Below are 21,862 nucleotides of genomic sequence, written 5' to 3'. Positions count from 1 at the left end.
ATGGCGGGCGATTCTCGGGCGACCGTGCCGCCGACGACCGAGGCCGCGGACCTCGCAAGGATCGTTTGCGAGACCTGCTGGGCGCATTTTCGGTCCTGGACCGTGTGGCCGGGGATTACGGTTCATGTCGAACCCGACGTGACGTGGACCGAGGCGCCGGTGCCTCACATATTTTTCAATCAAGTGTACGGCGCCCGCTTCACGCGCGGCGAAACCCAGCGCCGGATCGCAACGGTCGTCTCCCACGCGCATCACCTCGGCGTTCCGATGATTTGGCGACTCGGTCCGGACGGTGCGCCCGACAACCTTGGTTTGCGTCTGGAGGAAGGCGGCTTTTCCTTTGGCGACGATGCGGTCGCCATGGCGATGGACCTCACCCACCTCGAGGATCACGACGAGGCCACCGAGCATATTTCGATCGAGGCGGTTCGAGACGAGTCGACGCTGCGTGAATGGAACGAAATCGGGGTCGAAGGGTTCGAGTTCCCGCGTTTCGCGGCCGAGCCCTCGTTTCAGTTACACCGGGCGATCGGTTTGGATGCCAAACAACCGCACCAACATTTCGTCGCGCGGGTCGACGGGATCGCCGTGGGGATGGCAACGTTGACGACCTACTGTGGCGTCGCGACGCTCCAGAACCTTGCAACCCGCGCCGCGTACCGGCGGCGTGGCATCGGCACCGCCCTCACCCGTCATGCCATGCGCGAAGGACGAAAATTCGGATTCTTGACAGGCGTCCTGCAGGCCTCCGCGATGGGCCGCGGGGTTTATCGGAACATCGGGTTTCGCGACGTTGGCACCGTTTCTTCGTACCTGCTGGACACCGCAAACGAGTCGCCCGCCTAAACGAGAGTCGCGGCCTGACCGAATCGCTGGGTAAACACGATTTCGGCGAGGGCCTTCCGTGTCCGCGGAAGGGTTTCGCGGGCTCGGTCCTTTTCTTCAGCCAGCAAGTCCGTCGTGCCCTGATAACCCAGTGCGATCGCACTGACAGGGTCGAAGTCGTCCGGCACGGCATAGACCTCACGGATTTTGTCGAGGACGATTCCGCCCATGTGATGCGTGCGCAGGCCGAGCGCTTCGGCCTGGATCGACATCATCGCGGTTGCCATCCCAACGTCGTGCTGGGCGGTGCGGTTGGGGCGATCCTCACCGGGCCAGGTCGGCCTGGCAAAGGTGAGGATGAGAACCGGTGCCAGCGACGCCCAACCTTGGTTGCCTGGCATCAGGCAATCGATCATCTGCGCAAAGGCGGCAGGGTCGTCTTTTTGCGCCACGACAAAAGCCCAGGGTTGACCGTTGTTACTGGAAGCAGCCCACCGCGCCGCTTCAAAAACCGCCAGCAATTTTGCCGGTTCGACCGGTTTGTCGGCGAACGCGCGCGGGCTCCAGCGGTTGCCGAGGAGCGGGTGGATCGGGGACGCGGTATCGGCGGGTTTTTCAAGCATAGAGCCCTCGCATGCAGTGATCGGGCGGCTTATAGCGGCAAGCCTTAAAAACATCAAATATTTGTAATTTACTTTATACTCATTTCCAATACTGTAAATTAATACCTTGCAACCGGACACGTCAGCACCACCTTCCGGCTGTTCAACCATTCAGGGACTTGCCATGGAAAACTTCACGCCGATATCGGCGATCGCTGGGGGCGGTCTGATTGGGCTCTCCGCGGCGCTCCTGCTTGCGATCAACGGCCGTCTGGCCGGAATTAGCGGCATCCTCGCGGGGCTCTTGCGGCCCACGGGCAACGACTGGTCTTGGCGATTGTTCTTCATCGTGGGCTTGATCGGCGGGTCAGGCATTTGGCTGGCCGCAATCGATCGACCGGTCATCGCCTTCGACGTCGGTTGGCCGGTCGTCATCCTCGGCGGCATCCTGACGGGCGTCGGGACGCGCATCGGCGCGGGGTGCACATCGGGCCACGGCGTTTGCGGACTGGCCCGGCTGTCACCGCGTTCGCTCGTCGCGACGCTGACCTTCGTGGGCACCGGCGCCCTCACCGTCTTCGTCGTCCGCCACGTCGTGGGGGGGTAAGATGGTCCGCAATCTTTCGGCCCTTGCCGCAGGCATCCTATTCGGCTTGGGTTTGGCCGTTTCCGAGATGGTGAATCCCTTGAAGGTCAAAGCCTTCCTTGATGTCGCCGGCAGCTGGGACCCCAGCCTTATCCTCGTGATGGGTAGTGCAGTGGTCGTCACATTTGTGGCTTTCCGATTTATCTTGAAGCGTTCGGTCCCGTTCTACGGAAGTGCCTTCGACCTACCGGCATCCGAACGCATTGACCGACGACTGATCGGCGGTGCCGCCGTCTTCGGCGCGGGATGGGGTTTGGTCGGACTGTGCCCCGGCCCGGCGATATCGGGATTGGTAGGAGGCCAAACTGAATCATACGTTTTCATTGCCGCGATGATTCTGGGTTTGCTCGTGGGACCAAAAATTCTGGCAGTCCTTGCGCCCCTATCTGCCGCTCCTTCAACCTCGCGGTAGTGCTGCACCGGCAACCGCGCGTTAGCGCTGCACCGGTTCGTCCACCGCCAATGGACGGCATGGCCCGCTTTTTTCGCAACCGCCACCGGCGTTGCACTTGAAAACTCAGGTAAAACTACCCCAGATTGGGGGACCGACTGCCTGTTGGCAGCAGTATCCTGGTTTTCTTCGCCCTACCGACCCGGGCGGCAATCGATCGGACGCCCCACATGGACTTTCTTTTCGTCGCCGGCGGCCTTCTTTTGCTGTTTTTCGGCGGCGACTTCCTGGTTCGTGGATCGGTCGCGCTGGCCCATCGGCTCGGGGTTCCTACCCTCGTCATCGCCCTGACCGTCGTAGCCTTCGGCACCTCGTCGCCCGAACTCATCGTTAGTATCGGCGCGGCGCTCAAGGGATCGCCCGAACTCGCACTCGGCAACATCGTCGGCAGCAATATTGCCAACGTTTTCCTTGTACTCGGCCTGCCAGCGATCATCGCCCCGCTCGGAGCCGGCAACAGGGCGGCGGCCCGCGACATCGGCCTGTTATTCCTCGTCAGCGTGATCGTGGCCGCTTTGGGACTGAATAACGTCATTTCATGGTGGGAAGGCTTTGCCATGGTCGCGATGCTCGCCGGCTACCTGGGCCTGGCCTACACCATGGCCCGACGCGACGCCGCCGCCGCCCAGCTCTACGCGGAAGAACTGGAAGAGTTCGAATCGGGGCCGCAGAAAAAATCCCTCATCGTCGCCTCCGTCGTCGGCGGGTTGATCGCGCTATTTATCGGCTCGTCCCTTTTGGTCGAAGGTGCGGTCAATATCGCGCGCGACATCGGTATTTCCGAAGCGGTCATCGGCCTGACCCTCGTTGCCTTCGGCACGTCGCTCCCGGAACTAGTGACGTCCTTCGTCGCCCTGGTTCGGAAGCACGCCGACGTCGCGATCGGCAATATCTTGGGCAGCAATCTCTTCAATTTGCTCGGCGTCGGCGGAATTACGGCGATGGTCACGCCAATCCCGGTCCCTGCGCGAATGCTCGCATTCGACATCCCGATCATGATCCTCGCCGTCGTCGTCGTGGTACCGTTCATCATTTGGCATCTGCGATTAGGCCGCTTAGTTGGGACGATCTTCACCGGCGCCTACGTACTTTATGTGTGGTCGCAGTTCGCCGGCTTCTCGGGCATGTCGATCGAATGAGTATCAAGGGCGGTGCGTTGGTGACCGGCGCGGGAAAACGAATTGGCCGCGCCATCGCCCTCGATCTGGCGACGAACGGCTGGACTATTGCCGCCCACTACCATCGCTCGCCGGTCGAAGCCGAAACCCTGGTGGACGAAATCGTCGCCGCGGGCGGTACCGCGGTCGCCCTGGCCGCCGACCTCGCGGACCCCGCCGAAACCGTCGAGCTGGTTGACCGGGCGGTCGCCGTCCTGGGCCCAGTGACCGTGCTCGTCAACAACGCCTCGGCGTTCGAACGCGATTCTATCGGCGACCTCAGCGTCGACCTGTGGGATACCCATCTCGACATCAATTTGCGGGCGCCGGCACTTCTCACCCGCGCTTTTGCCGATGCGCTGCCGCCGGAGACCGAAGGCAATGTCGTCAATTTGATCGACCAGCGGGTCTGGAACCTGACCGGCGAGTTTCTATCCTATTCGGTGAGCAAGGTCGGTCTGTGGGGGCTCACCCAAATGACCGCGCTCGCGCTTGCCCCTCGGATTCGAGTCAACGGCATCGGACCGGGGCCCGTTCTACCGAGTAGCCGGCAGAGCGCCGCGGATTTCGCTCGCCAGTGCGCCGCCACCCCGCTCGGTCGCGGCTCGTCGCCGGAAGAAATCTGCGATGCAGTGCGCTATATCCTCTCCGCACGGGGCATGACCGGGCAGATGATCGCCCTGGATGGCGGCGCCCACCTAACTTGGAGAACCGCGAGCGGGGCGCCACTGGAATGACCGGCGTATCGACGATTCATCCGCTGCGGCTCGCCGACGCCGAAAACGGCGTGCGCCATGTGTTTGTGCGGGATCTCCTGCTGCTGGCCGAGATTGGCGTCCACCGGCACGAAAAGCGCCGCACCCAAAAAGTCCGGATCAACATCGATCTGACCGTCAGGGAGGATGCGCACCCCTTGAACGATCAGTTGGAAAACGTCGTCGATTACGAAACCGTGGTCGAGGGTGTGCGCCAATTGATCGGGGCCGGCCACATCAATTTGGTCGAGACCCTCGCCGAGCAAATTGCCGGCCTGACGCTGGCCGACGATCGGGTCATTGCGACCCGGGTTCGGATCGAAAAACTCCAGGCGCTAGCCGATGCAAGCAGCGTCGGTGTTGAGATTGAACGTCGACGGCAGAGCCTAGGGCCCTGACATTACCCACGAATCGCCGACACTGCCTGGACCGGTGAAACTTGTGCACATGGGCGCTGGCACGCTCGAAACGGGTGTTGCAGAACAAACACAAGGTCCCGATTAGGAACCACTTGATTTTGATATCTTCTGCAAATTCAATGGGTTGCAGAAGATGCCTATAAATTGGGCATTGTGAAGTCGCGCACGGAAAACCACGCTTGAACCCCCTCCACCGGCAACCCGTCCACAAACTTGTCCCCAGGAGTCGTGGACATCATCACGGGACCGTCACATTGCACCACCTTGGCGGGTAGCGTCGGCCTTGTCATCAATCCTGTCGTGTGCCCGTTGACGGGTCCGTCCACGGTCGCGATATAACCAAGCCATGACCCCTATAACCAAGCCATGACCCCGTCCCCCGGCAATCCCGACCTGACCGAAGAAGACCTGCCGTCGGACAACGGACGCGCGGTCATTCGCGCCGCCCTAAGAAGTATGCCGAGCGTCCCCGGCGTCTACCGCATGCTGAACCGCCGGGGCGAGGTGCTGTATGTCGGGAAGGCTCGAAACCTTAAGCGGCGAGTAGGTAGTTACGCCAACCGCACCGGGCATACCAACCGCATCCTGAACATGATCGCGGCGACCGCCTCGATGGAAATCGTCACGACCCACACCGAGGTCGAGGCGTTGCTGCTTGAATCGAATCTCATCAAGCGCCTCAAGCCACGCTTCAACGTCACCCTGCGGGACGACAAATCGTTTCCCTACATCATGATCCGCCGTGACCACGCCTGGGCGCAGATTGCCAAGCACCGGGGGCCGCGCGACCGGGATGCGGAATATTTCGGCCCCTTCGCGTCGGCCGGCGCAGTCAACCGCACGCTCTCGGCGCTGCAACGCGCATTCCCTTTGCGCTCCTGTAGCGATTCGATCTTTGAGAGTCGGACCCGGCCATGCCTGCAGTACCAAATCAAACGGTGTACGGCACCATGCGTCGGGCGCATCGAGAAACACCCCTACGAGGAAATCGTGCAGCAAGCGCGCGAATTCCTCACCGGCAAGAGCCACGAGATTCAGCAACGGCTCGCCGCACTGATGACGACCGCGGCAGAAACCCGCGACTACGAGACCGCCGCGATGTACCGCGACCGCATTCGCGCACTTGCACACATCCAAGCGCGCCAGGGAATCAATGTACAAACTGTCGACGAAGCGGATGTGATCGCCCTACATCAAGAGGGCAGCCAAGTGTGCGTGCAGGTTTTTTTCTTCCGGAGCGGCCAAAATTTCGGCAGCCGAGCCTACTACCCGGTCCACGCCCAATCGTTGGAGCCGCCGGAAATCCTTACCGCGTTCCTCGGGCAATTCTACGAAAGCAGACCGGCACCGCGGTTAATCCTCGTAAGCCACGATTGCGGCGAGCGCGCGTTGGTTGAGGAGGCGCTTTCGGTGCGGGCCGGGCATTCGGTCAAGATCAACAAACCCCAGCGCGGCGAGAAAGCCGATCTCGTCCGCCACGCGTTGGACAACGCGGACGACGCATTGCGCCGGCGCATGGCCGAAAGTGCGACCCAGCGCGCCTTGCTCGAGGGCATTGCGGAAACCTTCGGTCTGGAGAACGCCCCGGATAGAATCGAGGTCTACGACAACAGCCACGTCAGCGGCACCCATGCCGTCGGTGCGATGATCGTGGCAGGCCCCGACGGCTTCATGAAGAACCATTATCGCAAGTTCAATATCCGCGACACGGAGATCTCCCCTGGCGACGACTACGGCATGATGCGCGAAGTGCTGACACGCCGCTTCAAGCGTTTACTCAAGGACGACGACGAAGCGCGGGCGCTGTGGCCGGGCCTGGTCTTGATCGACGGCGGACAGGGTCAGCTTGGCGTGGCCAAAGACGTCCTCGCCGATCTCGGGCTCAGCGAAATTCCCCTTGCAGGTGTCGCTAAGGGGCCCGACCGCAATGCCGGGCGGGAACGATTGTTCCTCGCCGACGGCACCGTGAAGCGTTTGGAGCCGCGCGACCCCGTCCTCTACTTTATCCAACGCCTGCGCGACGAGGCGCACCGTTTCGCGATCGGTAGCCACCGCGCGCGCCGCTCGAAGGCAATCGGGACGTCGCCGCTCGATGAAATTCCAGGCATTGGCGCCCGGCGCAAACGGGCCCTGCTGCACCACTTCGGTTCCGCCGGCGAGGTCGCCCGGGCGGGTCTACACGACCTCGAGAAAGTCGAGGGCATCAGCGGCAACGTAGCTAAAGTGGTGTACGGCTTCTTCCACAGCGAAACCTAGCGCCGCGGCGCGTAGTATGGGACGGCATCAATCGCCCCGGTGACAATGGATACCAATCTTCCGAACTTGCTGACCCTGTCGCGCATCGCCGTCATTCCCTTGATCGTTGCGGCTTTCTATTTGCCGGTACCGGCGAACGGCTGGACGACCTTCGGGTTGTTCGCCTATGCCGCCGTGACCGACTATTTCGACGGGATGCTCGCCCGGCGGCGCCAGCAAACATCCGATTTCGGTCGATTCCTCGATCCGATCGCCGACAAACTGCTGGTCGCGGCAGTGCTGCTCATGATGGTCGCGACGGGCACCCTGGCCGGTGGCGCCGTGATTGCCGCGCTGCTCATCCTGCTGCGCGAGATTCTAGTGTCGGGGTTGCGAGAGTTCCTCGCCGGCAAACACGTCGACGTGGCGGTCAGCCGTTTGGCCAAATGGAAGACCGGCGTCCAACTTGTCGCCATCGGTTTGCTGCTGCTGACCGACGTCATTCCCCAAGCTGATACGATCGGGACCGCCCTTCTCTGGGTCGCCGCGGCGATCACCGTCTACACCGGTTACGACTACTTGCGCGGCGGCCTCGCTCACATGCGACCCGATCGCCCGCACCGCAACGCCAAGGCGGATTCGCCGTGAAGGTATTCGGCCTTGCAGGATATTCGGGGAGCGGCAAGACAACACTGATGGTGCGGCTCCTGCCCGTCCTCGTTGCCCACGGGTTGACGGTATCGACAGTAAAGCACGCCCATCACGCATTCGACGTCGACCAGCCGGGCAAGGACTCGTTCGAGCACCGCGCCGCCGGCGCCCACGAGGTCATGGTGTCTTCGGCCAAGCGCTGGGCATTAATGCACGAACATCGCGATGGCCCCGAAGCGGACTTGCACGAACTGTTGGCGCGGATGTCGCCTGTCGATCTCGTCCTCGTCGAAGGCTTCAAACGCAGTACCCACGACAAAATGGAGGTCGTCCGCGGCGACGACGCCGCACCGATCCTGTGGGGGGACGATCCGCAGGTAGTGGCGGTGGCGAGCGATCGGCCATGGCCGAAGCTCACCTGTCCCGTTCTGTCGCTCGACGACCCCACCGGGATCGCCCGTTTCATCCTCCGGCATTGCGGCTTGGACGCAGGCACGACCGGCGGAAAAATCTGAAATGGCACAACTCGGCAACGATTGTTTCACCCCCGGGAGCGGGTTGATGACGACCGCCGAAGCGCTGGCCCTGATCGAGACCCGACTCAAACCCGTGGTCGGCACCGAGCGTCTACCACTAATGCAAGCGCATGGCCGTATCTTGGGCCAACGTGTTTCCGCCCCGGGCAACGTCCCGCCGCACGACAACGCCGCGGTCGACGGTTACGCTTTTCGATCCGCAGACCTTCGGGCCGGTTCGCCGACGCTCCTCAGGGTCGCCGGTCGCGCAACCGCGGGCCATCCGTGGTCGGACACGGTGCCGCCGTCCTGCGCCGTGCGTATCTTTACCGGCGCGGTGATGCCGGCCGGTCTCGATACCGTAGCGATGCAGGAGGACTGCAGCCTTGGGGGTGACAGCGTCACCATCCCGCCGGGACTCAATCCCGGTGCGAACCGCCGCCGCGCGGGCGAGGACATGACCGCGGGCACCATTATTCTGCCGCCGGGACAGATCCTAAGGCCCCAGGATATCGGTCTTGCCGCCGCCGCGGGTCACGCCGATCTCTCGGTCCGGCGCCGCCTCCGCGCCGCGGTCTTCTCGACCGGCGATGAAATCGTCGAGCCGGGGCAGCCGTTGCCAGCGGGCGCCATTCACGATGCCAACCGCTACGCGTTGACCGCGCTGCTCCAGGGCATGGGTTGCACGGTCGAGGACCTTGGAATATTGCCCGACCGGCGTGAGGCGATCGCTACCGGCCTAGCCCAGGCGTCAACCCGCAACGATCTGGTAGTCACCTCCGGCGGCGTTTCGGTGGGCGACGAAGATCATGTCCGCAGCGTCGTTGCGGACCTCGGCAGTCTCCATTTTTGGCGGCTGGCGATCCGACCGGGGCGACCGCTCGCACTCGGAACGATCGGTGATTCCGCCTTTGTCGGCATTCCAGGAAATCCCGTCGCTGTGATGGTGACGTTTCTGATGTTCGTCCGCCCCATTGTCCATCGAATGGCCGGCGCCAACGTCGCGTCGCCGCACCGCTTCTCCGTCGCCGCCGGTTTCTCCTGTCGCAAGAAAATTGGCCGGCGCGAGTGGATCAGGGCCCGGCTCGACGGTGCCGACGGCGATCTACCGATTGCACACCGATTTGCCCGCGATGGCGCCGGGATTATGACGTCGATGGTTGAGTCCGACGGGTTGATTGAACTCGGCGAGGATTTGTCCTCCGTTGCACATGGCGATGTTCTTCCGTTCATTCCCTACAGCGAGGTGTTGCCGTGAAAGTGCTGTACTTCGCCTGGTTGCGGCAACGAGTTGGCGTCGCCGAAGAAACCGTCGAGGTCCCGCGCGACATCGCTACCGTGGGAGCGCTGCTTACCTGGCTTCGCCAACGGAGCGACGCCCATGCGGCAGCGCTCTCGGACCTGTCTGTCGTGCGCGTCGCGGTGAACCAAGAATACGCTCGCGATGACGATCCCGTCGCCAACGACGACGAGGTTGCACTATTTCCGCCGGTAACGGGAGGGTGACGTGATCCGGGTTCAACGCGAAGACTTCGACATCGGCGCCGAACTTGACGCGTTGACCGCGGGCAACCGGCGCATCGGCGGCATCGCGACCTTCACCGGCACGGTGCGCGACCTTGCCGACGGCACCGATGTCGCGGCCATGACCTTGGAACATTATCCCGGGATGACGGAGAAACAGCTCGCGGCAATTGAACAGGAGGCCCGCACGCGCTGGCCGCTGGAATCTTGCTTGATCATCCACCGGTATGGCCGGTTGGAGCCGGGCGATCGCATCGTACTCGTCGCGACAACCTCCGCGCACCGCGCGGCGGCACTGGAATCGTGTGCGTTCCTGATCGACTGGTTGAAGACCAAAGCGCCGTTTTGGAAGCTGGAAGAAACCGGCAGCGGCGCACAATGGGTCGACGCGCGCGAAGCCGACGAAGCGGCGACCGCGCGGTGGTCGGCGCAGCCTAAGTCTGACCCCGCCGACCTAAACGCTAGGCCCCGTCGCTAGCACGGTTGCGACGGTTCATGCCGCGGCGATGGCCGCCTGGAGCGGGCGGCGGCGAACGGTGTTGTCATAATCGGCCATCAAGGTCTGGGTAATCGCGCCCACCGTGAACCGATGATCGTCGATCGACCCCACCGGCGTGACCTCCGCGGCGGTGCCAGTTAGGAAGACCTCCGAGGTCTTGCCTAGCTCTTCGGGCGCGATGATCCGTTCTACCACCTCGTAGCCACGGTTCTTTGCCAGTGCGATGACGGTCTGACGGGTAATCCCGTCGAGGAAGTTTCGCGGCGTTGGTGTGTGCAAAACGCCGTTCTGGACCAGGAAAATATTGGCGCCTGTCGATTCGGCGATATTCCCCTGCCAATCCAACATCAGGGCGTCGTCATAACCCTGGCGCTCGACCTCATGCTTGGAGAGGGTACAGATCATGTAGAGACCTGCCGCTTTGCTCTTGCACGGTGCGGTGTCGGGCGCCGGTCGCCGCCAGGGACCGGTCTTGAGGCGGATGCCCTTGAGGCGTTGTTCCGGGTTGAAATAGGACGGCCACTCCCATCCCGCGATCGCCACATGGATCTTGGATTGTTGCGCCGACACGCCCATCATTTCCGAGCCACGCCAAGCAATAGGACGCAGGTACCCGTCGCGAAAACCGAGTTCCTTCACGACATCGCGGCACGCTTGATCGATCGCCGCTACCGAGTAGGGAATCTCAAAGCCGAGCAGCTTCGCCGATCCATGAAGGCGTTCGGTATGTTCGGTCAGTTTGAAGATTTCGCCTTCGTAGACTCGTTCCCCTTCGAAGACCGCGCTAGCATAGTGCAGCGCGTGGGTCAGAACATGGACGTTCGCGTCCCGCCACGGCACGAGGTTACCGTCAAACCAAATAACACCGTCACGATCGTCGAATGGAACAAGGGACATGGCGCCACCGCTTGATGATTAATTATGTAACCCTCTCGGGGACATTCTTGTAACAATGTAAGTCACATATGTCAACATGGCTGACGTAAAACCCACAATCAACCCGCTGTTCCTCCGCGACGAAGAGCTTCGGCAGGGGATCGAACTCCTCTTTTACGCCTATCGGGACTTCACCAACGAGCCCGATTCGATCCTGGCGGAGTATGGATTCGGCCGGGCACACCACCGGGCGATCCATTTCATTCAACGCGACCCCGGGATGACGGTGGCGGCACTCCTCGCCATCTTGCGCATCACCAAACAAAGCCTGAGCCGTGTCCTGGGCCAGCTCGTCGCCGAGGGCTATGTCGAGCAGCGCAAGGGCTTGCGCGACAGGCGCCAGCGTTTGCTCTACCTCACCGAGAAGGGCCGCGAACTGGAGCGGCGCGTGTCCGAGGCCCAACGCGCGCGGGTCGCCCAGGCCTACCGCGAAGCCGGCGCCGAAGCGGTGGAAGGCTACCGCAAGGTACTTCTCGGGCTTGTCGACGCCGCCGATCGTGCCGCCGTTCTCAAGTCCGTTCAGAAGAGCTGAGATGGACGAGCCGTCCGCGGTACGCCACCTCCTCGTTGTCGACGACGACCGGCGGATTCGCGAGCTCCTCCAGAAATACCTGATCGAGCATGGCTACCACGTGACCACGGCCTGCGATGCCCTGGAGGCGCGCCAGCGCATGACCGGGTTCGACTTCGACCTCCTGATTGTCGATGTCATGATGCCGGGCGAAGACGGTCTCACGTTGACCAAGGATCTGCGGACCAAGACTGACGTGCCGATCCTCGTGCTCACCGCGCGCGGCGAGCCCGAGGACCGTATTGCCGGGTTCGAGTCCGGCGCGGACGACTACCTCCCGAAACCGTTCGAACCGCGCGAACTATTGCTGCGAGTCGCGTCCATTCTCCGCCGCTCCGCCGGGCCACCGCCGCCGCTCGCCGGACTGTCGCTGGGCAGTTTCTACTTTGACCTCAAACGCAACGAATTGCGCAACGGCGACAAACCTGTGCGCCTGACATCAACGGAAACCGGCCTCCTAAAAATGTTCGCCGAGCAACCGGGTCGAACGATTTCCCGTTACGTCCTATGCGACGCCTTGGGGGTCAGCGACCGAACCGTTGATGTCCAGGTCACCCGCTTGCGCCGAAAGATCGAAGACGATCCAAGGGTTCCGCGCTACCTCCAAACCGTCTGGGGCGAGGGTTATGTCTTACGCCCGGACTGAGCCGACGTTGTCATGCTGAAGCGATTCCTTCCTAAAACGCTGCTGGGCCGATCGATTGTCATCGTCGTTGCCCCGGTCGTGCTGTTGCAGATCATCTTGGCCATCGTGTTCTTCGACAACCACTGGGACACCGTAACGCGGCGCCTGTCGTTGGGCGTCGCCGGCGACATTGCCCTGATGATTAGGCTATTGGACGGCGCCGACGACGCCGCCCAAGCACAAATTCTGGGCCTCGCCCGGACCTATTTGGACATCGATGCGGGCGTGATTCCGCAAGAGGTCCTGCCGCCATCGGTAACCCGAAACCAACCCGTCTTCAACATCCCCGACCGTATGCTGTACCGCGCGCTAGGCGAGCGTCTCTTCCGGCCCTATGCGATCGACACCGCGAACTTTGGCGACCGCGTTCAGATTCTGGTGCAGTTGCCCGACGGCGTCTTGCGAATCCTGACATCGCGCAAGCGGTTGGACAGCACGACCACGACCATTTTCGTTCTGTGGATGGTAGGCTCGTCACTTATTCTCCTCGGCATAGCGATCGTGTTCTTGCGCAACCAGATGCGCCCCATATACCGCCTCGCCGACATGGCCGATGCCCTGGGAAAAGGGCGCGAGGCCGGCGACATCCGGCCTTCTGGTGCCAGCGAGATCCGTTTAGCCACGCGCGCCTTCATGGCGATGCGCGACCGCCTCCGGCGCAGCGTCGAGCAACGCACCGAGATGCTGGCCGGCGTATCCCACGATCTGCGGACCCCGCTCACGCGCGTCAAACTGGAACTCGCGCTGATCGGCAAGCAAGTCGATGTCACCAACATCGAAGCCGACATCCGCAGTATGGAACAGATGATAGAGGAGTACCTTTCGTTTGCCCGAGGCCAGGATACCGAACGCCCGGTCGCTACCGATGTTACCGCACTCCTGGGAGAGGTCGTCGATGAAGCGCACCGGCAAGGGCACGACGTAACTCTGAAGGCCGCATCAAATCTGGCCATGCCGATTCGCCCCAATGCCTTTAAGCGATGTCTGACCAACCTGATCGACAATGCCATGCACTATGGAACGCCAGGAACGGGCGCGGCGGCGCGGGTGGAAATCGGCGCGACACGATTCCCGACCTTCGTGGAAATCACTGTCGACGATAATGGCCCTGGAATCGCGCCTGAACTGCGCGACGATGCATTTAAGGCGTTCAGCCGTCTCGACGACGCCCGGCGTTCGGGTGCGGGCGGGGTCGGGCTGGGTTTAACGATCGCCCGCGACGTCGTCCGTAGTCACGGGGGCGATCTGACGTTAGATGATTCGCCGTTGGGAGGACTGCGGGCGCGTCTCCGGCTGCCGATCTAGGCCGGCTAGAACAACCGCCCGCCGTTCGGGACCGACGGATCGACGCCGAGGAGGCACACCGCTCCGGCTTCATCGGGAAAACCGAGTACCAGCACCTCCGATCTCATCGGACCGATTTGGCGGGGCGGAAAATTGACGACGGCAGCGACCTGGCGGCCGATCAGTTCGGTCGGTTGGTAATGTACCGTGATCTGCGCGGACGAACGTTTGACGCCAATCACTTCACCGAAGTCGATCTGTAACTTGTAGGCAGGCTTGCGCGCTTCGGGAAAGGACTCGGCGGAAACGATCGTGCCGACTCGGATATCGACCTTGAGAAAATCCTCGACGCCGATCTCTGGCATGGCTTTCTGGAGCGTCCCGCTCACTCGGCCAGTTCGCGCGACCGTGCCGCCGCAGCTAGGACAGCCTTCGTCATTACGTCTTGCAGACCGGCATCGCCCATCAAAACCGTCAATGCTGCGGCGGTCGTACCGCCTGGACTGGCCACGTTCGCGCGCAGGGTTGCCGGGCTGGAGGGATCGGCCGCGCTGAGCGCAGCAGATCCTTCGACGGTCAGGCGCGCGAGGCGCGCGGCCAGTGCCGGCGGGAGACCCGCGTCGACGCCGGCTGCCGCCAGGCATTCGATCAGGTAGAAGACATAGGCCGGTCCACTGCCGGAAACGGCCGTCACCCCATCCATCAACGCTTCGTCGTCGATCCAGTCGACGGCGCCAACTGCGGTCATCAGACTTTGGGCTAACGTCCGGTCTGCTGCCGTCACCGCCTCGTTCGCGCAAAGGACCGTAATCCCGCGGCCAATCGCCGCCGGCGTATTGGGCATCGCCCGAACGATCGATGCCCGGGCAGATAGATGTTCGGCGAAGAACGCCAGCGGCTTGCCTGCGGCGATCGACAGGAACGTCGTCGCCGGCCCTGCGAAACGGCGATACGGGGGAACGACGGCGGGTAGAACCTGCGGCTTAACTGCAAACACGACCACGCGGGGCGAGACGTCGGGAGCGACGGCCGCGATATCGGAGGCGACCCGAACCCCGTGTTCGCGGGCGACCGCAGCGCCGGCATCCGTCGGTTCGACGACCAGGACGTCGGTGGGTTGGACACCGCGCGCGAGCCAGCCGGCCAACAACGCGGCACCCATCTTGCCGCAGCCGACGAGGAGAATGGGACCGTCGAGCGTCTCCATGGAGGGCGCGGTCAGGCTTCGCCTTCGGTTTCGAGCATCGCCGCGGCGATTGCCTCGTTCGGCCCTTTGCCGCCCCACAACACGAACTGGATCGCCGGGTAAAACCGTTCGGACTCGCGCAGCCCAGCTTCGACGACATCTTCGAGTTGGGCACTGGTCGCTTCGGCACCGCCAGAGAAGACCAGGGCGTGGCGGAACATGAGGAGACCCTCGTGCGCCCAGAGATCGAAATGACCGAGCCAAAGCTTTTCGTTCATCAGCGCCATGAGCGTGTGGACGGCGCTAACTTTTTCCTTGGGAACCTTCAGATCGAAGGCACAGGAGAACTGAAGCGCCTCGTGCTCCTCCCGCCAGGCGAACCACAAATGGTAGCGAGTCCAACTGCCCTCGACACCGACGTTGAGTTCATCGTCGGCGTGGCGATCGAACGGCCACTCGTTGGCAGTGACAATCTGTTCGATGATATCGAGTGGATTGCCGACCGACGCAGCATCGTGGGTGATCAGCATGGTCATTCTCGGCTCCCCTGCACTAGCGCTTGGCCCGGAGCTCGCCGCGGATGGCCGGGTAATTTAGTTTCACCCCGAGGCTCCCAATCGCACGATCTAGTGTCTCTAGCAGTCGGCAACCCAAGATGTATGCCAAAGGCGTGGACTCCGCGTCAAGCGGCGTTTCTCGGATTCTCGTTTTGAATCAATAGGCTGTGGGTAGTTTCTCGACTCGGCAGAAAAACGCTTTTGCGAGTCGTCTCAATGCGTTAGCGAATCGGGATCACACGATCGTGGTGCGGCGGCAGCTTTTTTATCCACAATTTTTTTGCCACCGTGCCGGTCGATCAGCGAAAGGACCCACTGACGTGGCAAAGAAGCGTAAGAAAAAAGGACGCCATCCCCACTCTAACCCTGCGGCCGCGACCGCCGCACACCGCCGCAAGCGCGGACGCTTTTTGGGCCTCAAGACGTGGGAGTTGGGAATCGTCGGGGTCGTCGCAGCTTTAGTGATTTGGGCCGTTGCGTCCGAGGTTTCCGGCGGCATCGACGAAACCGCGTTCCTGCAGCTCGCGGACCAGGGGCGCGGCGGTCTTGGCGCCGTCGTCACCGTGCCCGACGGAGGCAACGCCCACGTCGCCAACGCGAGTTACGTGAGCGACTATCCAACAACCGGTCCCCATAACCCCAATCCGCTTGCCCCAGGGTTCTACTCTCGGGAACAACCGCTTGACCGGTTGGTTCACTCGCTCGAGCACGGCATCATTGTGATTTACTACGATGAACCCGACGATGGGGTCCTGGATGAGTTGCGCGATTGGTCCGCGCTATATCGCGGGCCGTGGAGCGGTGTGATCGTTACCAAAAAACCGGGCCAAGGATCGGGCGTCGTCCTTGCCGCATGGCGAAACCTCTTGCAGCTCGAACCTTTCGAGCCAGCGGTGGCGGCCGCGTTCATCGACCGCTTCCGCGGTCGTGGGCCCGAAAACCCGGTCCGATAACCGGGTCAGGCGGTGGGCGATTCCTTGGTCGGTTTGGCCGCCGGTTTTGACGCCTTCAGCGCTGCCTCAAGCGTCTTCACCCGCGCGGCCAGGGACTCGTTCTCTTCGCGCGCCTTTTGTGCCATGGCGCGAACGACCTCGAACTCTTCGCGAGTCACCAGATCCATGTCGCCTAGCCAGCGATGGACCTGATCCTTGAGCTTGGCTTCGATTTCTTCGCGAAGACCGCCGACCGCGCTGAGCGCGCCTCCGGCGACGCGCGCCAAATCGTCAAAAATCGGATTGTTCGGTTGCATCGATTCCTCCGCAAGCTGGAGAGACTATAGAGCCGCCATGATCGCAGGTGAAGCAACGGCGTGAAGATCGCCACGCCGCGCGGGTACTCTTGGTTTCATCCCAGCGTTTCCCTATTTTACAACAAACCCGCCCCATCCAACCCCGCAGAGCGAGCGCCGATGATCCTGAGCGCCCTTCCCTTCCCCACTATCGATCCGGTCTTGATCTCCCTCGGCCCCTTCGCAATCCGTTGGTACGCCATCGCGTATATTGCCGGGATCGTTCTCGCTTGGCGGTTGGTCCTGTGGCTGATCGCCCGCGGCAATAGCGCGTGGAGCCGGAAGGACGCCGACGATTTCGTGGTGTGGGCTACGGTCGGCATCATTCTGGGCGGGCGTCTGGGCTACGTGCTGTTCTATAAGCCGGAGTTCTATCTCTTTCATCCCCATGAAATTCTCTTCATCTGGCAGGGCGGTATGTCCTTCCACGGCGGCCTCCTTGGGGTCACCGGCGCCATCGTTCTTTTCTGTCGGCGGCGCGGCCTCAACCTGCTCGCCGTGGCCGACATGATCGCCGTGGCCGGCCCAATCGGCCTTTTTTTCGGCCGTATTGCCAACTTCATCAATGCCGAACTGTACGGACGCACGACCGATGTACCTTGGGCGGTTGTCTTTCCCAACGGCGGACCGCTGGCGCGTCACCCGAGTCAACTCTATGAGGCCGGTCTTGAGGGGATCGTGTTGTTTGCGATCATGGTTCTTCTCTATTTCAGCACCGCGATGCGGCATCGCCCGGGATTTCTGACCGGCATCTTCGTGTCGGGCTATGCAGCGGCGCGTTTGTTCGTCGAGCTCTTTCGCGAACCCGATGCCCACCTCGGATTTCTCGCAGGGGGGATCACCATGGGCCAAGTCCTGTCGCTCCCATTGCTTCTGTTCGGCCTCCTCCTGATCGCCTGGGCGCTGCACCGGGCGCCAACGGTGCCACGTCCGCAGTGACCGGCACGCCGCTCGGCCAACACCTGCACCGACTGATCGCCGCCCACGGGCCGATCTCGGTCGCACGCTTTATGGCCGAAGCCCTCGGCAACCCCGAACACGGCTACTACATGACCCGCGACCCCTTCGGGGCGGCGGGCGATTTCGTGACGGCACCCGAGGTCAGCCAGATGTTTGGCGAGCTGATCGGGGCCTGGTGCGCCGATCTGTGGCAACAAATGGGCGAACCCGGTCCGGTGCGCCTGGTGGAACTTGGACCGGGTCGCGGTACCTTGTTGAGCGACGCACTCAGAGCGACCCGCCGGATCCCCCGCTTCCACGACAGCCTCGACCTCCACCTCGTCGAGACCAGCCCACTTCTGCGCGACCGCCAAGCGGCAGCGCTCTCGGGATACGCGGCCCACTGGCATGCCACCGCCGACTCGGTCCCCGACGGTCCCGCAATTATCGTCGCCAATGAGTTGTTCGACGCGCTGCCGGTGCACCAGTATCAGTTCGCCGACGGCACCTGGCACGAACGCCTTATCGATATTGTCCAAGACGAAACAGGCTTCCGTTTCGTTCTCGATCCCGGCTCGGCCAAGCTCCCCGAACTTGAAACTTTTGAAGACCCGCCGGTACACGCCATCGCCGAAGTCAGTCCGGCGGCACTGGTACTGGCCAGGCAGCTGGCGTCACGTGTCGCCCGTTGGGGTGGCGCCGTCCTGATTGTCGACTACGGCTATGATCGCCCGGGCCTTGGCGACACCGTCCAGGGCGTCCGGGCGCACCGTGCGCAGGATATCCTCAGTGCGCCCGGGACGGTCGATATCTGTGCCCACGTCGATTTTACGGCTCTCGACCGCGCCGGGCGAAGCGGCGGCGCCGGCGTTTGGGGGCCTGTGCCGCAGGGCGACTTCTTGGCGCAGCTCGGCATTGCCGCCCGGGCCGAGGCCCTGGCAACGGCGGCCACGGGCGATCGGACCGCAATCGCCGCGGCGACGCATCGATTGACCGATCCCAGCCAGATGGGCACGTTGTTCAAGGTTCTGGCTTTCGCCAGCGCCGGACTCGCACCGGCAGGATTCGCAACACCATGATTCGATCCGATCCGCTTGCCGCGGCGCCGGGCGTTCGGCACGCCTTCTTCACACGGCGCGGCGGCGTCTCGACGGGTATCTACGCTTCCCTCAACTGCGGCCGGGGGTCGGACGATGTACCCGATCGTGTCCGCGCGAACCGCGCGCGCGTTCTGGACCTTATCGGGGTGCCGACTGGTTCCCTGAACACGGTCCATCAGGTGCACGGAACCGATGTTGCGCACGCGACCGGCGCGTGGCCGGCGGAACCGCCGGTGGCCGACGGCGTTGTGACCAACACACCGGGCGTCGTCCTCGGTATTCTGACCGCCGACTGCGCCCCAGTCCTGTTTGCCGATTCGCAGGCCGGCGTAATCGGCGGTGCGCACTGCGGTTGGCGCGGCACACTGAGCGGCGTCGCCGAACGGGTGATCGACCGGATGGTGGAATTAGGCGCGCGGCCAGGCAATATCTCTGCTGTCGTCGGCCCGACCATTGCCCAGTCCTCGTATGAAGTGAGCGCCGACTTCGAAGCGACGTTCCTCGCCGAGGACCAAGAAGCCAACCGGTTTTTCACCGAAGGATCGCCGGGCCACGCCCAATTCGATCTGCCCGGTTACGTGATGCACCGATTGCGCCGCGCCGGACTCGGGTCGGTGGCTTGGAGCGGCCACGATACCTATGCCCTTGAGAACGACTTCTTTAGCTATCGCCGCGCAACCCACAGAAGCGAATCTGACTATGGTCGCCAGATTTCGGCCATTGCCCTTGCGCCGTAGCGCGCCGCGCGCGGCGGTCGCGGCACTCGGGCTTTTGCTCGCCGTATTGAGCGCCTGCCAACCGGTGCCCCGACCGTTTCAACCCGACAGCAAGCGCCTGAATGCGGCTGATTTTGCGCGGCTCGGGACGCGGGGTGGAATCATCGTCAGAACCCCCAGCGTGCAGGACCCTGCCCTCGCGGCCCCGCTTACTGGATTGGTGGCGGCGGCGCTGCGCGACGCAAACGTTCCCGCCATCGCTGGACCACAGGACGAAACCAACCGCTATGTTTTGGTCGGCGGCGCCCGCATCGCAGGAACCGATGGCGCCGCGGTTGTAGTATTCAGTTCGTGGCAATTGATCGACCCAAGGGGGGCTCTCGTCAGGTCGTTCGAGGTCGAGCAGCGGGTCGATGCTGAAGGTTGGGCAGCCAGCGATACAGCGGCGCTTGCTCTCCTGGCCGAGTCCGTCGCCCGCGAAGCGGCGGCGCAGTTCGCCACCGGCTCGAAACCTCCCGTTGCACCGTCGACGCCTCTTCAGCCCGTGGCGATCTGGTCGATTGCCGGCTTGCCGGAGGAGCGCGCCGCATCGTTGACGCTCTCTCTCGGCGCCGCCCTACGGATGCGCGGCATCTTCATCGCCTCTCAAGACGATCCCACGACTCTCGTCCTGACCGGCTGGTTCGACCGGGCCGCGGCGAGCAACGGGGCGGAACGGATCTCGATCGACTGGGTCCTGCTGCGGCAGGACGGGCAAGAACTCGGCGTGGTTTCACAAAGCAATATCGTTCCGGCCGGTGCGCTTGATCGCGCCTGGTCCGACGCGGCGCCGGCCATTGCGGGCGCCGCCGCCGACGGTATCGTTGAGATGATGACCCGGACCGGAGGGGCGGCGGCGCGAAACTAGGACGCCGCGCTGCCACGGCAGCCAGCGAGTGTCGCGTTCAATAGTCCGCGTCGCGGAACACCTTGACGTCGCTGAGCAAGATCATCGCGGCGTGGTCGGCGAGGAGATCGTAGACCGCTTCAGCCAGCTTGCGGGCCATGCCGTCGTTCGCAACGACAAGGATCGCCGTGCGGCCAAGCGCCGGCGTAATGTCGTCCCGACGCCACCGACCGGCATCCCCACGACCGGCCGAGGCCGGCAGAACGGTGTACCCTTCGGCGCCCTGTTTCTCCAAGACGTCAAGCACCCGCTCGACCAACGCCCCTTCGACGATGATCTCAAGTCGCTTCTTTGCGAATAGTTCGCGCACGTCGACGTCTCCCTACGTCAGGTTCTGGCTACAAGAGGCTCTGGATCACCGACAGATACAACGGAATGCCGATCACGACGTTAAAGGGGAACGTCACCGCAAGCGAGAGCGTGACGTAGACCCCTGGATTGGCTTGGGGTAGCGCAAGGCGCATCGCCGCCGGCACCGCGATGTAGGACGCCGACGCCGCGAGTACCGCGAGGAGGACGGTCCCCCCAACGCTTAGTCCGATCAATGCACCGGCAATCCCACCAATCGCCGCACTGGCCAGTGGCATGACGACCCCGAAGGCCACTAAACCGGGCGAAATGCCGCCAGCCTGACGAATACGCATCGCGGCCAGCAGCCCCATGTCGAGTAGAAATAGGGTCAGTACGCCTTTAAAGGGGACGTCGAAGAACCCTTTGACCTCGTCAGACCCGACCGGGCCGACGATCCAGCCAATCACGAACGCCCCGAGCAGCAACACCACTGAACCGTTGAGAAGTATCTCCCGGTAGAGACCGCCCGATTGGGACATATTCGAACGGACGCCGCCGCGGTGGGCGATCCACAGGCCGGCAATAATGGCGGGCGTTTCCATAAGCGCGACCACGGCGACCATGAAGCCCTCGTAGTCCATACCGTTGAGGCGCAAGAACTCCGATGCGGTCAGAAACGTCACTACCGAGATCGAACCGTAGTGTGCAGCCACCGCGGCCCGGGTCGCAAGATCGGTTGCGGGACTGAGAATCCGGATTAGAACCACGGCCAGGAACGGGAGAACGAACGAAAGCAATGCGCCAACAACGAGGGCCACGACGAGTGCGGCGCCGACGCCTTGCTCGTGGACCGCAACACCTCCCTTTAGGCCGATCGCAAACATGAGGTAGACCGCCATCGCCTTGCCAATCGCCTCTGGAATGGTGAGGTCCGATCGCAATAGACCGGCACCGAGACCAAGCGCAAACGCCAGGATCATCGGTGTCAGCAGATTCGACACAGCGGCGTCTAAGAAACCCATACCACTCGACCTTGTTCGTTCAATCCCTTGGCAACGCGATGCATCACCGGTCGCACACCCGC

28 protein-coding genes are annotated in these 21,862 nt (G+C 62.9%); 20 read left to right on the top strand and 8 right to left on the bottom strand.

The annotated features are described in order from the left end of the window. The gene (locus RID42_07970) at positions 1-846 is read left to right on the top strand and encodes a GNAT family N-acetyltransferase (GenBank protein ID MEQ8247606.1); all 846 of its coding nucleotides are present in this window, start codon (positions 1-3) and stop codon (positions 844-846) included. On the opposite strand, the gene RID42_07965 is transcribed toward RID42_07970, so the two are convergent. Next, a complete protein-coding gene (locus RID42_07965; protein ID MEQ8247605.1) occupies positions 843-1,448 on the bottom strand; it encodes a nitroreductase family protein in 606 nt (201 codons plus the stop codon). The genes RID42_07970 and RID42_07965 overlap by 4 nt on opposite strands. Before the next feature lie 163 nt (positions 1,449-1,611). Between RID42_07965 and RID42_07960 the strand changes: the two genes are divergently transcribed. The 11 genes from RID42_07960 to RID42_07910 all read left to right on the top strand — a co-directional run bounded on the left by RID42_07960 (position 1,612) and on the right by RID42_07910 (position 10,258). Beyond that, positions 1,612-2,034, top strand: a complete 423-nt coding sequence (locus RID42_07960) for a YeeE/YedE thiosulfate transporter family protein (protein MEQ8247604.1) — start codon at positions 1,612-1,614, stop codon at positions 2,032-2,034. 1 nt (position 2,035) lies between these two features. Next, positions 2,036-2,485, top strand: coding sequence for a YeeE/YedE family protein (locus RID42_07955; GenBank protein MEQ8247603.1), 450 nt, complete (start codon positions 2,036-2,038; stop codon positions 2,483-2,485). A gap of 209 nt (positions 2,486-2,694) precedes the next feature. Beyond that, positions 2,695-3,663, top strand: coding sequence for a calcium/sodium antiporter (locus tag RID42_07950; protein MEQ8247602.1), 969 nt, complete (start codon positions 2,695-2,697; stop codon positions 3,661-3,663). Beyond that, entirely contained in the window at positions 3,660-4,418 is a 759-nt protein-coding gene (locus RID42_07945) for an SDR family oxidoreductase (GenBank protein MEQ8247601.1), read from the top strand. Before RID42_07950 ends, RID42_07945 begins: the two co-directional genes overlap by 4 nt. Continuing rightward, complete coding sequence (locus tag RID42_07940) at positions 4,415-4,834, top strand: dihydroneopterin aldolase (protein ID MEQ8247600.1); 420 nt, start codon at positions 4,415-4,417, stop codon at positions 4,832-4,834. The genes RID42_07945 and RID42_07940 overlap by 4 nt, the downstream gene beginning before the upstream one ends. A gap of 387 nt (positions 4,835-5,221) precedes the next feature. Then, positions 5,222-7,111 carry an excinuclease ABC subunit UvrC gene (gene uvrC, locus RID42_07935; GenBank protein ID MEQ8247599.1) on the top strand — a complete coding sequence of 630 codons (1,890 nt, stop codon included), beginning with the start codon at positions 5,222-5,224 and terminating at the stop codon, positions 7,109-7,111. Between the two features lie 45 nt (positions 7,112-7,156). Continuing rightward, positions 7,157-7,738 (top strand): CDP-diacylglycerol--glycerol-3-phosphate 3-phosphatidyltransferase, encoded by a 582-nt coding sequence (gene pgsA, locus RID42_07930; GenBank protein MEQ8247598.1) that lies wholly within the window; start codon positions 7,157-7,159, stop codon positions 7,736-7,738. Continuing rightward, positions 7,735-8,256 carry a molybdopterin-guanine dinucleotide biosynthesis protein B gene (gene mobB, locus RID42_07925; GenBank protein MEQ8247597.1) on the top strand — a complete coding sequence of 174 codons (522 nt, stop codon included), beginning with the start codon at positions 7,735-7,737 and terminating at the stop codon, positions 8,254-8,256. Before pgsA ends, mobB begins: the two co-directional genes overlap by 4 nt. Positions 8,257-8,302: 46 nt before the next feature. Continuing rightward, entirely contained in the window at positions 8,303-9,514 is a 1,212-nt protein-coding gene (locus RID42_07920; GenBank protein MEQ8247596.1) for a molybdopterin molybdotransferase MoeA, read from the top strand. Next, positions 9,511-9,762, top strand: coding sequence for a molybdopterin converting factor subunit 1 (moaD, locus tag RID42_07915; GenBank protein MEQ8247595.1), 252 nt, complete (start codon positions 9,511-9,513; stop codon positions 9,760-9,762). The genes RID42_07920 and moaD overlap by 4 nt, the downstream gene beginning before the upstream one ends. Position 9,763: 1 nt before the next feature. Then, complete coding sequence (locus RID42_07910) at positions 9,764-10,258, top strand: molybdenum cofactor biosynthesis protein MoaE (protein MEQ8247594.1); 495 nt, start codon at positions 9,764-9,766, stop codon at positions 10,256-10,258. 15 nt (positions 10,259-10,273) lie between these two features. Here the strand turns inward: RID42_07910 and RID42_07905 are convergent, their stop codons facing one another. After that, complete coding sequence (locus RID42_07905; protein ID MEQ8247593.1) at positions 10,274-11,176, bottom strand: branched-chain amino acid aminotransferase; 903 nt, start codon at positions 11,174-11,176, stop codon at positions 10,274-10,276. 76 nt (positions 11,177-11,252) lie between these two features. Here RID42_07905 and RID42_07900 point away from each other — a divergent pair, with 76 nt between their 5' ends. From RID42_07900 to RID42_07890, 3 genes are read left to right on the top strand one after another with little or no spacing between them, the layout of a single operon-like run. Continuing rightward, on the top strand, positions 11,253-11,747 hold the full coding sequence (locus RID42_07900; GenBank protein ID MEQ8247592.1) for a MarR family transcriptional regulator: 495 nt from the start codon (positions 11,253-11,255) through the stop codon (positions 11,745-11,747). A gap of 1 nt (position 11,748) precedes the next feature. After that, positions 11,749-12,432, top strand: coding sequence for a response regulator transcription factor (locus RID42_07895; GenBank protein ID MEQ8247591.1), 684 nt, complete (start codon positions 11,749-11,751; stop codon positions 12,430-12,432). Between the two features lie 12 nt (positions 12,433-12,444). Next, the gene (locus RID42_07890; GenBank protein MEQ8247590.1) at positions 12,445-13,776 is read left to right on the top strand and encodes an ATP-binding protein; all 1,332 of its coding nucleotides are present in this window, start codon (positions 12,445-12,447) and stop codon (positions 13,774-13,776) included. 5 nt (positions 13,777-13,781) lie between these two features. On the opposite strand, the gene RID42_07885 is transcribed toward RID42_07890, so the two are convergent. The 3 genes from RID42_07885 to RID42_07875 are packed head-to-tail and all read right to left on the bottom strand — an operon-like array spanning position 13,782 to position 15,477. After that, entirely contained in the window at positions 13,782-14,120 is a 339-nt protein-coding gene (locus RID42_07885; GenBank protein MEQ8247589.1) for a tRNA-binding protein, read from the bottom strand. A 20-nt stretch (positions 14,121-14,140) separates the two neighbouring features. Beyond that, on the bottom strand, positions 14,141-14,962 hold the full coding sequence (gene proC / locus RID42_07880; protein MEQ8247588.1) for a pyrroline-5-carboxylate reductase: 822 nt from the start codon (positions 14,960-14,962) through the stop codon (positions 14,141-14,143). Positions 14,963-14,973: 11 nt separating this feature from the next. Next, on the bottom strand, positions 14,974-15,477 hold the full coding sequence (locus RID42_07875) for a YbjN domain-containing protein (GenBank protein MEQ8247587.1): 504 nt from the start codon (positions 15,475-15,477) through the stop codon (positions 14,974-14,976). Positions 15,478-15,818: 341 nt separating this feature from the next. Here RID42_07875 and RID42_07870 point away from each other — a divergent pair, with 341 nt between their 5' ends. Next, positions 15,819-16,451 (top strand): DUF3105 domain-containing protein, encoded by a 633-nt coding sequence (locus tag RID42_07870; protein ID MEQ8247586.1) that lies wholly within the window; start codon positions 15,819-15,821, stop codon positions 16,449-16,451. 5 nt (positions 16,452-16,456) lie between these two features. Here the strand turns inward: RID42_07870 and RID42_07865 are convergent, their stop codons facing one another. Beyond that, positions 16,457-16,747 (bottom strand): accessory factor UbiK family protein, encoded by a 291-nt coding sequence (locus RID42_07865; GenBank protein ID MEQ8247585.1) that lies wholly within the window; start codon positions 16,745-16,747, stop codon positions 16,457-16,459. A 159-nt stretch (positions 16,748-16,906) separates the two neighbouring features. Between RID42_07865 and lgt the strand changes: the two genes are divergently transcribed. The 4 genes from lgt to RID42_07845 are packed head-to-tail and all read left to right on the top strand — an operon-like array spanning position 16,907 to position 20,448. Beyond that, positions 16,907-17,725, top strand: a complete 819-nt coding sequence (gene lgt, locus RID42_07860; GenBank protein ID MEQ8247584.1) for a prolipoprotein diacylglyceryl transferase — start codon at positions 16,907-16,909, stop codon at positions 17,723-17,725. Further along, positions 17,722-18,804, top strand: coding sequence for an SAM-dependent methyltransferase (locus RID42_07855; GenBank protein ID MEQ8247583.1), 1,083 nt, complete (start codon positions 17,722-17,724; stop codon positions 18,802-18,804). Before lgt ends, RID42_07855 begins: the two co-directional genes overlap by 4 nt. Next, a complete protein-coding gene (pgeF, locus tag RID42_07850) occupies positions 18,801-19,562 on the top strand; it encodes a peptidoglycan editing factor PgeF (protein ID MEQ8247582.1) in 762 nt (253 codons plus the stop codon). The genes RID42_07855 and pgeF overlap by 4 nt, the downstream gene beginning before the upstream one ends. After that, positions 19,525-20,448 carry a hypothetical protein gene (locus tag RID42_07845; GenBank protein ID MEQ8247581.1) on the top strand — a complete coding sequence of 308 codons (924 nt, stop codon included), beginning with the start codon at positions 19,525-19,527 and terminating at the stop codon, positions 20,446-20,448. Before pgeF ends, RID42_07845 begins: the two co-directional genes overlap by 38 nt. A gap of 37 nt (positions 20,449-20,485) precedes the next feature. Here the strand turns inward: RID42_07845 and RID42_07840 are convergent, their stop codons facing one another. Both RID42_07840 and RID42_07835 read right to left on the bottom strand, forming a co-directional pair. Continuing rightward, entirely contained in the window at positions 20,486-20,797 is a 312-nt protein-coding gene (locus tag RID42_07840; GenBank protein ID MEQ8247580.1) for a hypothetical protein, read from the bottom strand. A gap of 28 nt (positions 20,798-20,825) precedes the next feature. After that, positions 20,826-21,800 carry a sodium-dependent bicarbonate transport family permease gene (locus RID42_07835; GenBank protein MEQ8247579.1) on the bottom strand — a complete coding sequence of 325 codons (975 nt, stop codon included), beginning with the start codon at positions 21,798-21,800 and terminating at the stop codon, positions 20,826-20,828. Positions 21,801-21,862: the final 62 nt, after the last annotated feature.

Source organism: Alphaproteobacteria bacterium, assembly GCA_040216735.1.
Taxonomy (GTDB): Bacteria; Pseudomonadota; Alphaproteobacteria; order SHVP01; family SHVP01; genus CALJDF01.
This window is presented reverse-complemented; position numbering and strand designations above follow the sequence as displayed.

What these genes read in the sequence shown, in the direction of transcription:
- RID42_07970 (MEQ8247606.1), top strand. Translation starts at nt 1, where the DNA reads ATGGCGGGCGATTCTCGGGCGACCGTGCCGCCGACGACCGAGGCCGCG.
- RID42_07965 (MEQ8247605.1), bottom strand. Translation starts at nt 1,448, where the DNA reads ATGCTTGAAAAACCCGCCGATACCGCGTCCCCGATCCACCCGCTCCTC.
- RID42_07960 (MEQ8247604.1), top strand. Translation starts at nt 1,612, where the DNA reads ATGGAAAACTTCACGCCGATATCGGCGATCGCTGGGGGCGGTCTGATT.
- RID42_07955 (MEQ8247603.1), top strand. Translation starts at nt 2,036, where the DNA reads ATGGTCCGCAATCTTTCGGCCCTTGCCGCAGGCATCCTATTCGGCTTG.
- RID42_07950 (MEQ8247602.1), top strand. Translation starts at nt 2,695, where the DNA reads ATGGACTTTCTTTTCGTCGCCGGCGGCCTTCTTTTGCTGTTTTTCGGC.
- RID42_07945 (MEQ8247601.1), top strand. Translation starts at nt 3,660, where the DNA reads ATGAGTATCAAGGGCGGTGCGTTGGTGACCGGCGCGGGAAAACGAATT.
- RID42_07940 (MEQ8247600.1), top strand. Translation starts at nt 4,415, where the DNA reads ATGACCGGCGTATCGACGATTCATCCGCTGCGGCTCGCCGACGCCGAA.
- uvrC (MEQ8247599.1), top strand. Translation starts at nt 5,222, where the DNA reads ATGACCCCGTCCCCCGGCAATCCCGACCTGACCGAAGAAGACCTGCCG.
- pgsA (MEQ8247598.1), top strand. Translation starts at nt 7,157, where the DNA reads ATGGATACCAATCTTCCGAACTTGCTGACCCTGTCGCGCATCGCCGTC.
- RID42_07920 (MEQ8247596.1), top strand. Translation starts at nt 8,303, where the DNA reads ATGACGACCGCCGAAGCGCTGGCCCTGATCGAGACCCGACTCAAACCC.
- RID42_07905 (MEQ8247593.1), bottom strand. Translation starts at nt 11,176, where the DNA reads ATGTCCCTTGTTCCATTCGACGATCGTGACGGTGTTATTTGGTTTGAC.
- RID42_07900 (MEQ8247592.1), top strand. Translation starts at nt 11,253, where the DNA reads ATGGCTGACGTAAAACCCACAATCAACCCGCTGTTCCTCCGCGACGAA.
- RID42_07895 (MEQ8247591.1), top strand. Translation starts at nt 11,749, where the DNA reads ATGGACGAGCCGTCCGCGGTACGCCACCTCCTCGTTGTCGACGACGAC.
- RID42_07890 (MEQ8247590.1), top strand. Translation starts at nt 12,445, where the DNA reads ATGCTGAAGCGATTCCTTCCTAAAACGCTGCTGGGCCGATCGATTGTC.
- RID42_07885 (MEQ8247589.1), bottom strand. Translation starts at nt 14,120, where the DNA reads ATGCCAGAGATCGGCGTCGAGGATTTTCTCAAGGTCGATATCCGAGTC.
- proC (MEQ8247588.1), bottom strand. Translation starts at nt 14,962, where the DNA reads ATGGAGACGCTCGACGGTCCCATTCTCCTCGTCGGCTGCGGCAAGATG.
- RID42_07875 (MEQ8247587.1), bottom strand. Translation starts at nt 15,477, where the DNA reads ATGACCATGCTGATCACCCACGATGCTGCGTCGGTCGGCAATCCACTC.
- RID42_07865 (MEQ8247585.1), bottom strand. Translation starts at nt 16,747, where the DNA reads ATGCAACCGAACAATCCGATTTTTGACGATTTGGCGCGCGTCGCCGGA.
- lgt (MEQ8247584.1), top strand. Translation starts at nt 16,907, where the DNA reads ATGATCCTGAGCGCCCTTCCCTTCCCCACTATCGATCCGGTCTTGATC.
- pgeF (MEQ8247582.1), top strand. Translation starts at nt 18,801, where the DNA reads ATGATTCGATCCGATCCGCTTGCCGCGGCGCCGGGCGTTCGGCACGCC.
- RID42_07845 (MEQ8247581.1), top strand. Translation starts at nt 19,525, where the DNA reads ATGGTCGCCAGATTTCGGCCATTGCCCTTGCGCCGTAGCGCGCCGCGC.
- RID42_07835 (MEQ8247579.1), bottom strand. Translation starts at nt 21,800, where the DNA reads ATGGGTTTCTTAGACGCCGCTGTGTCGAATCTGCTGACACCGATGATC.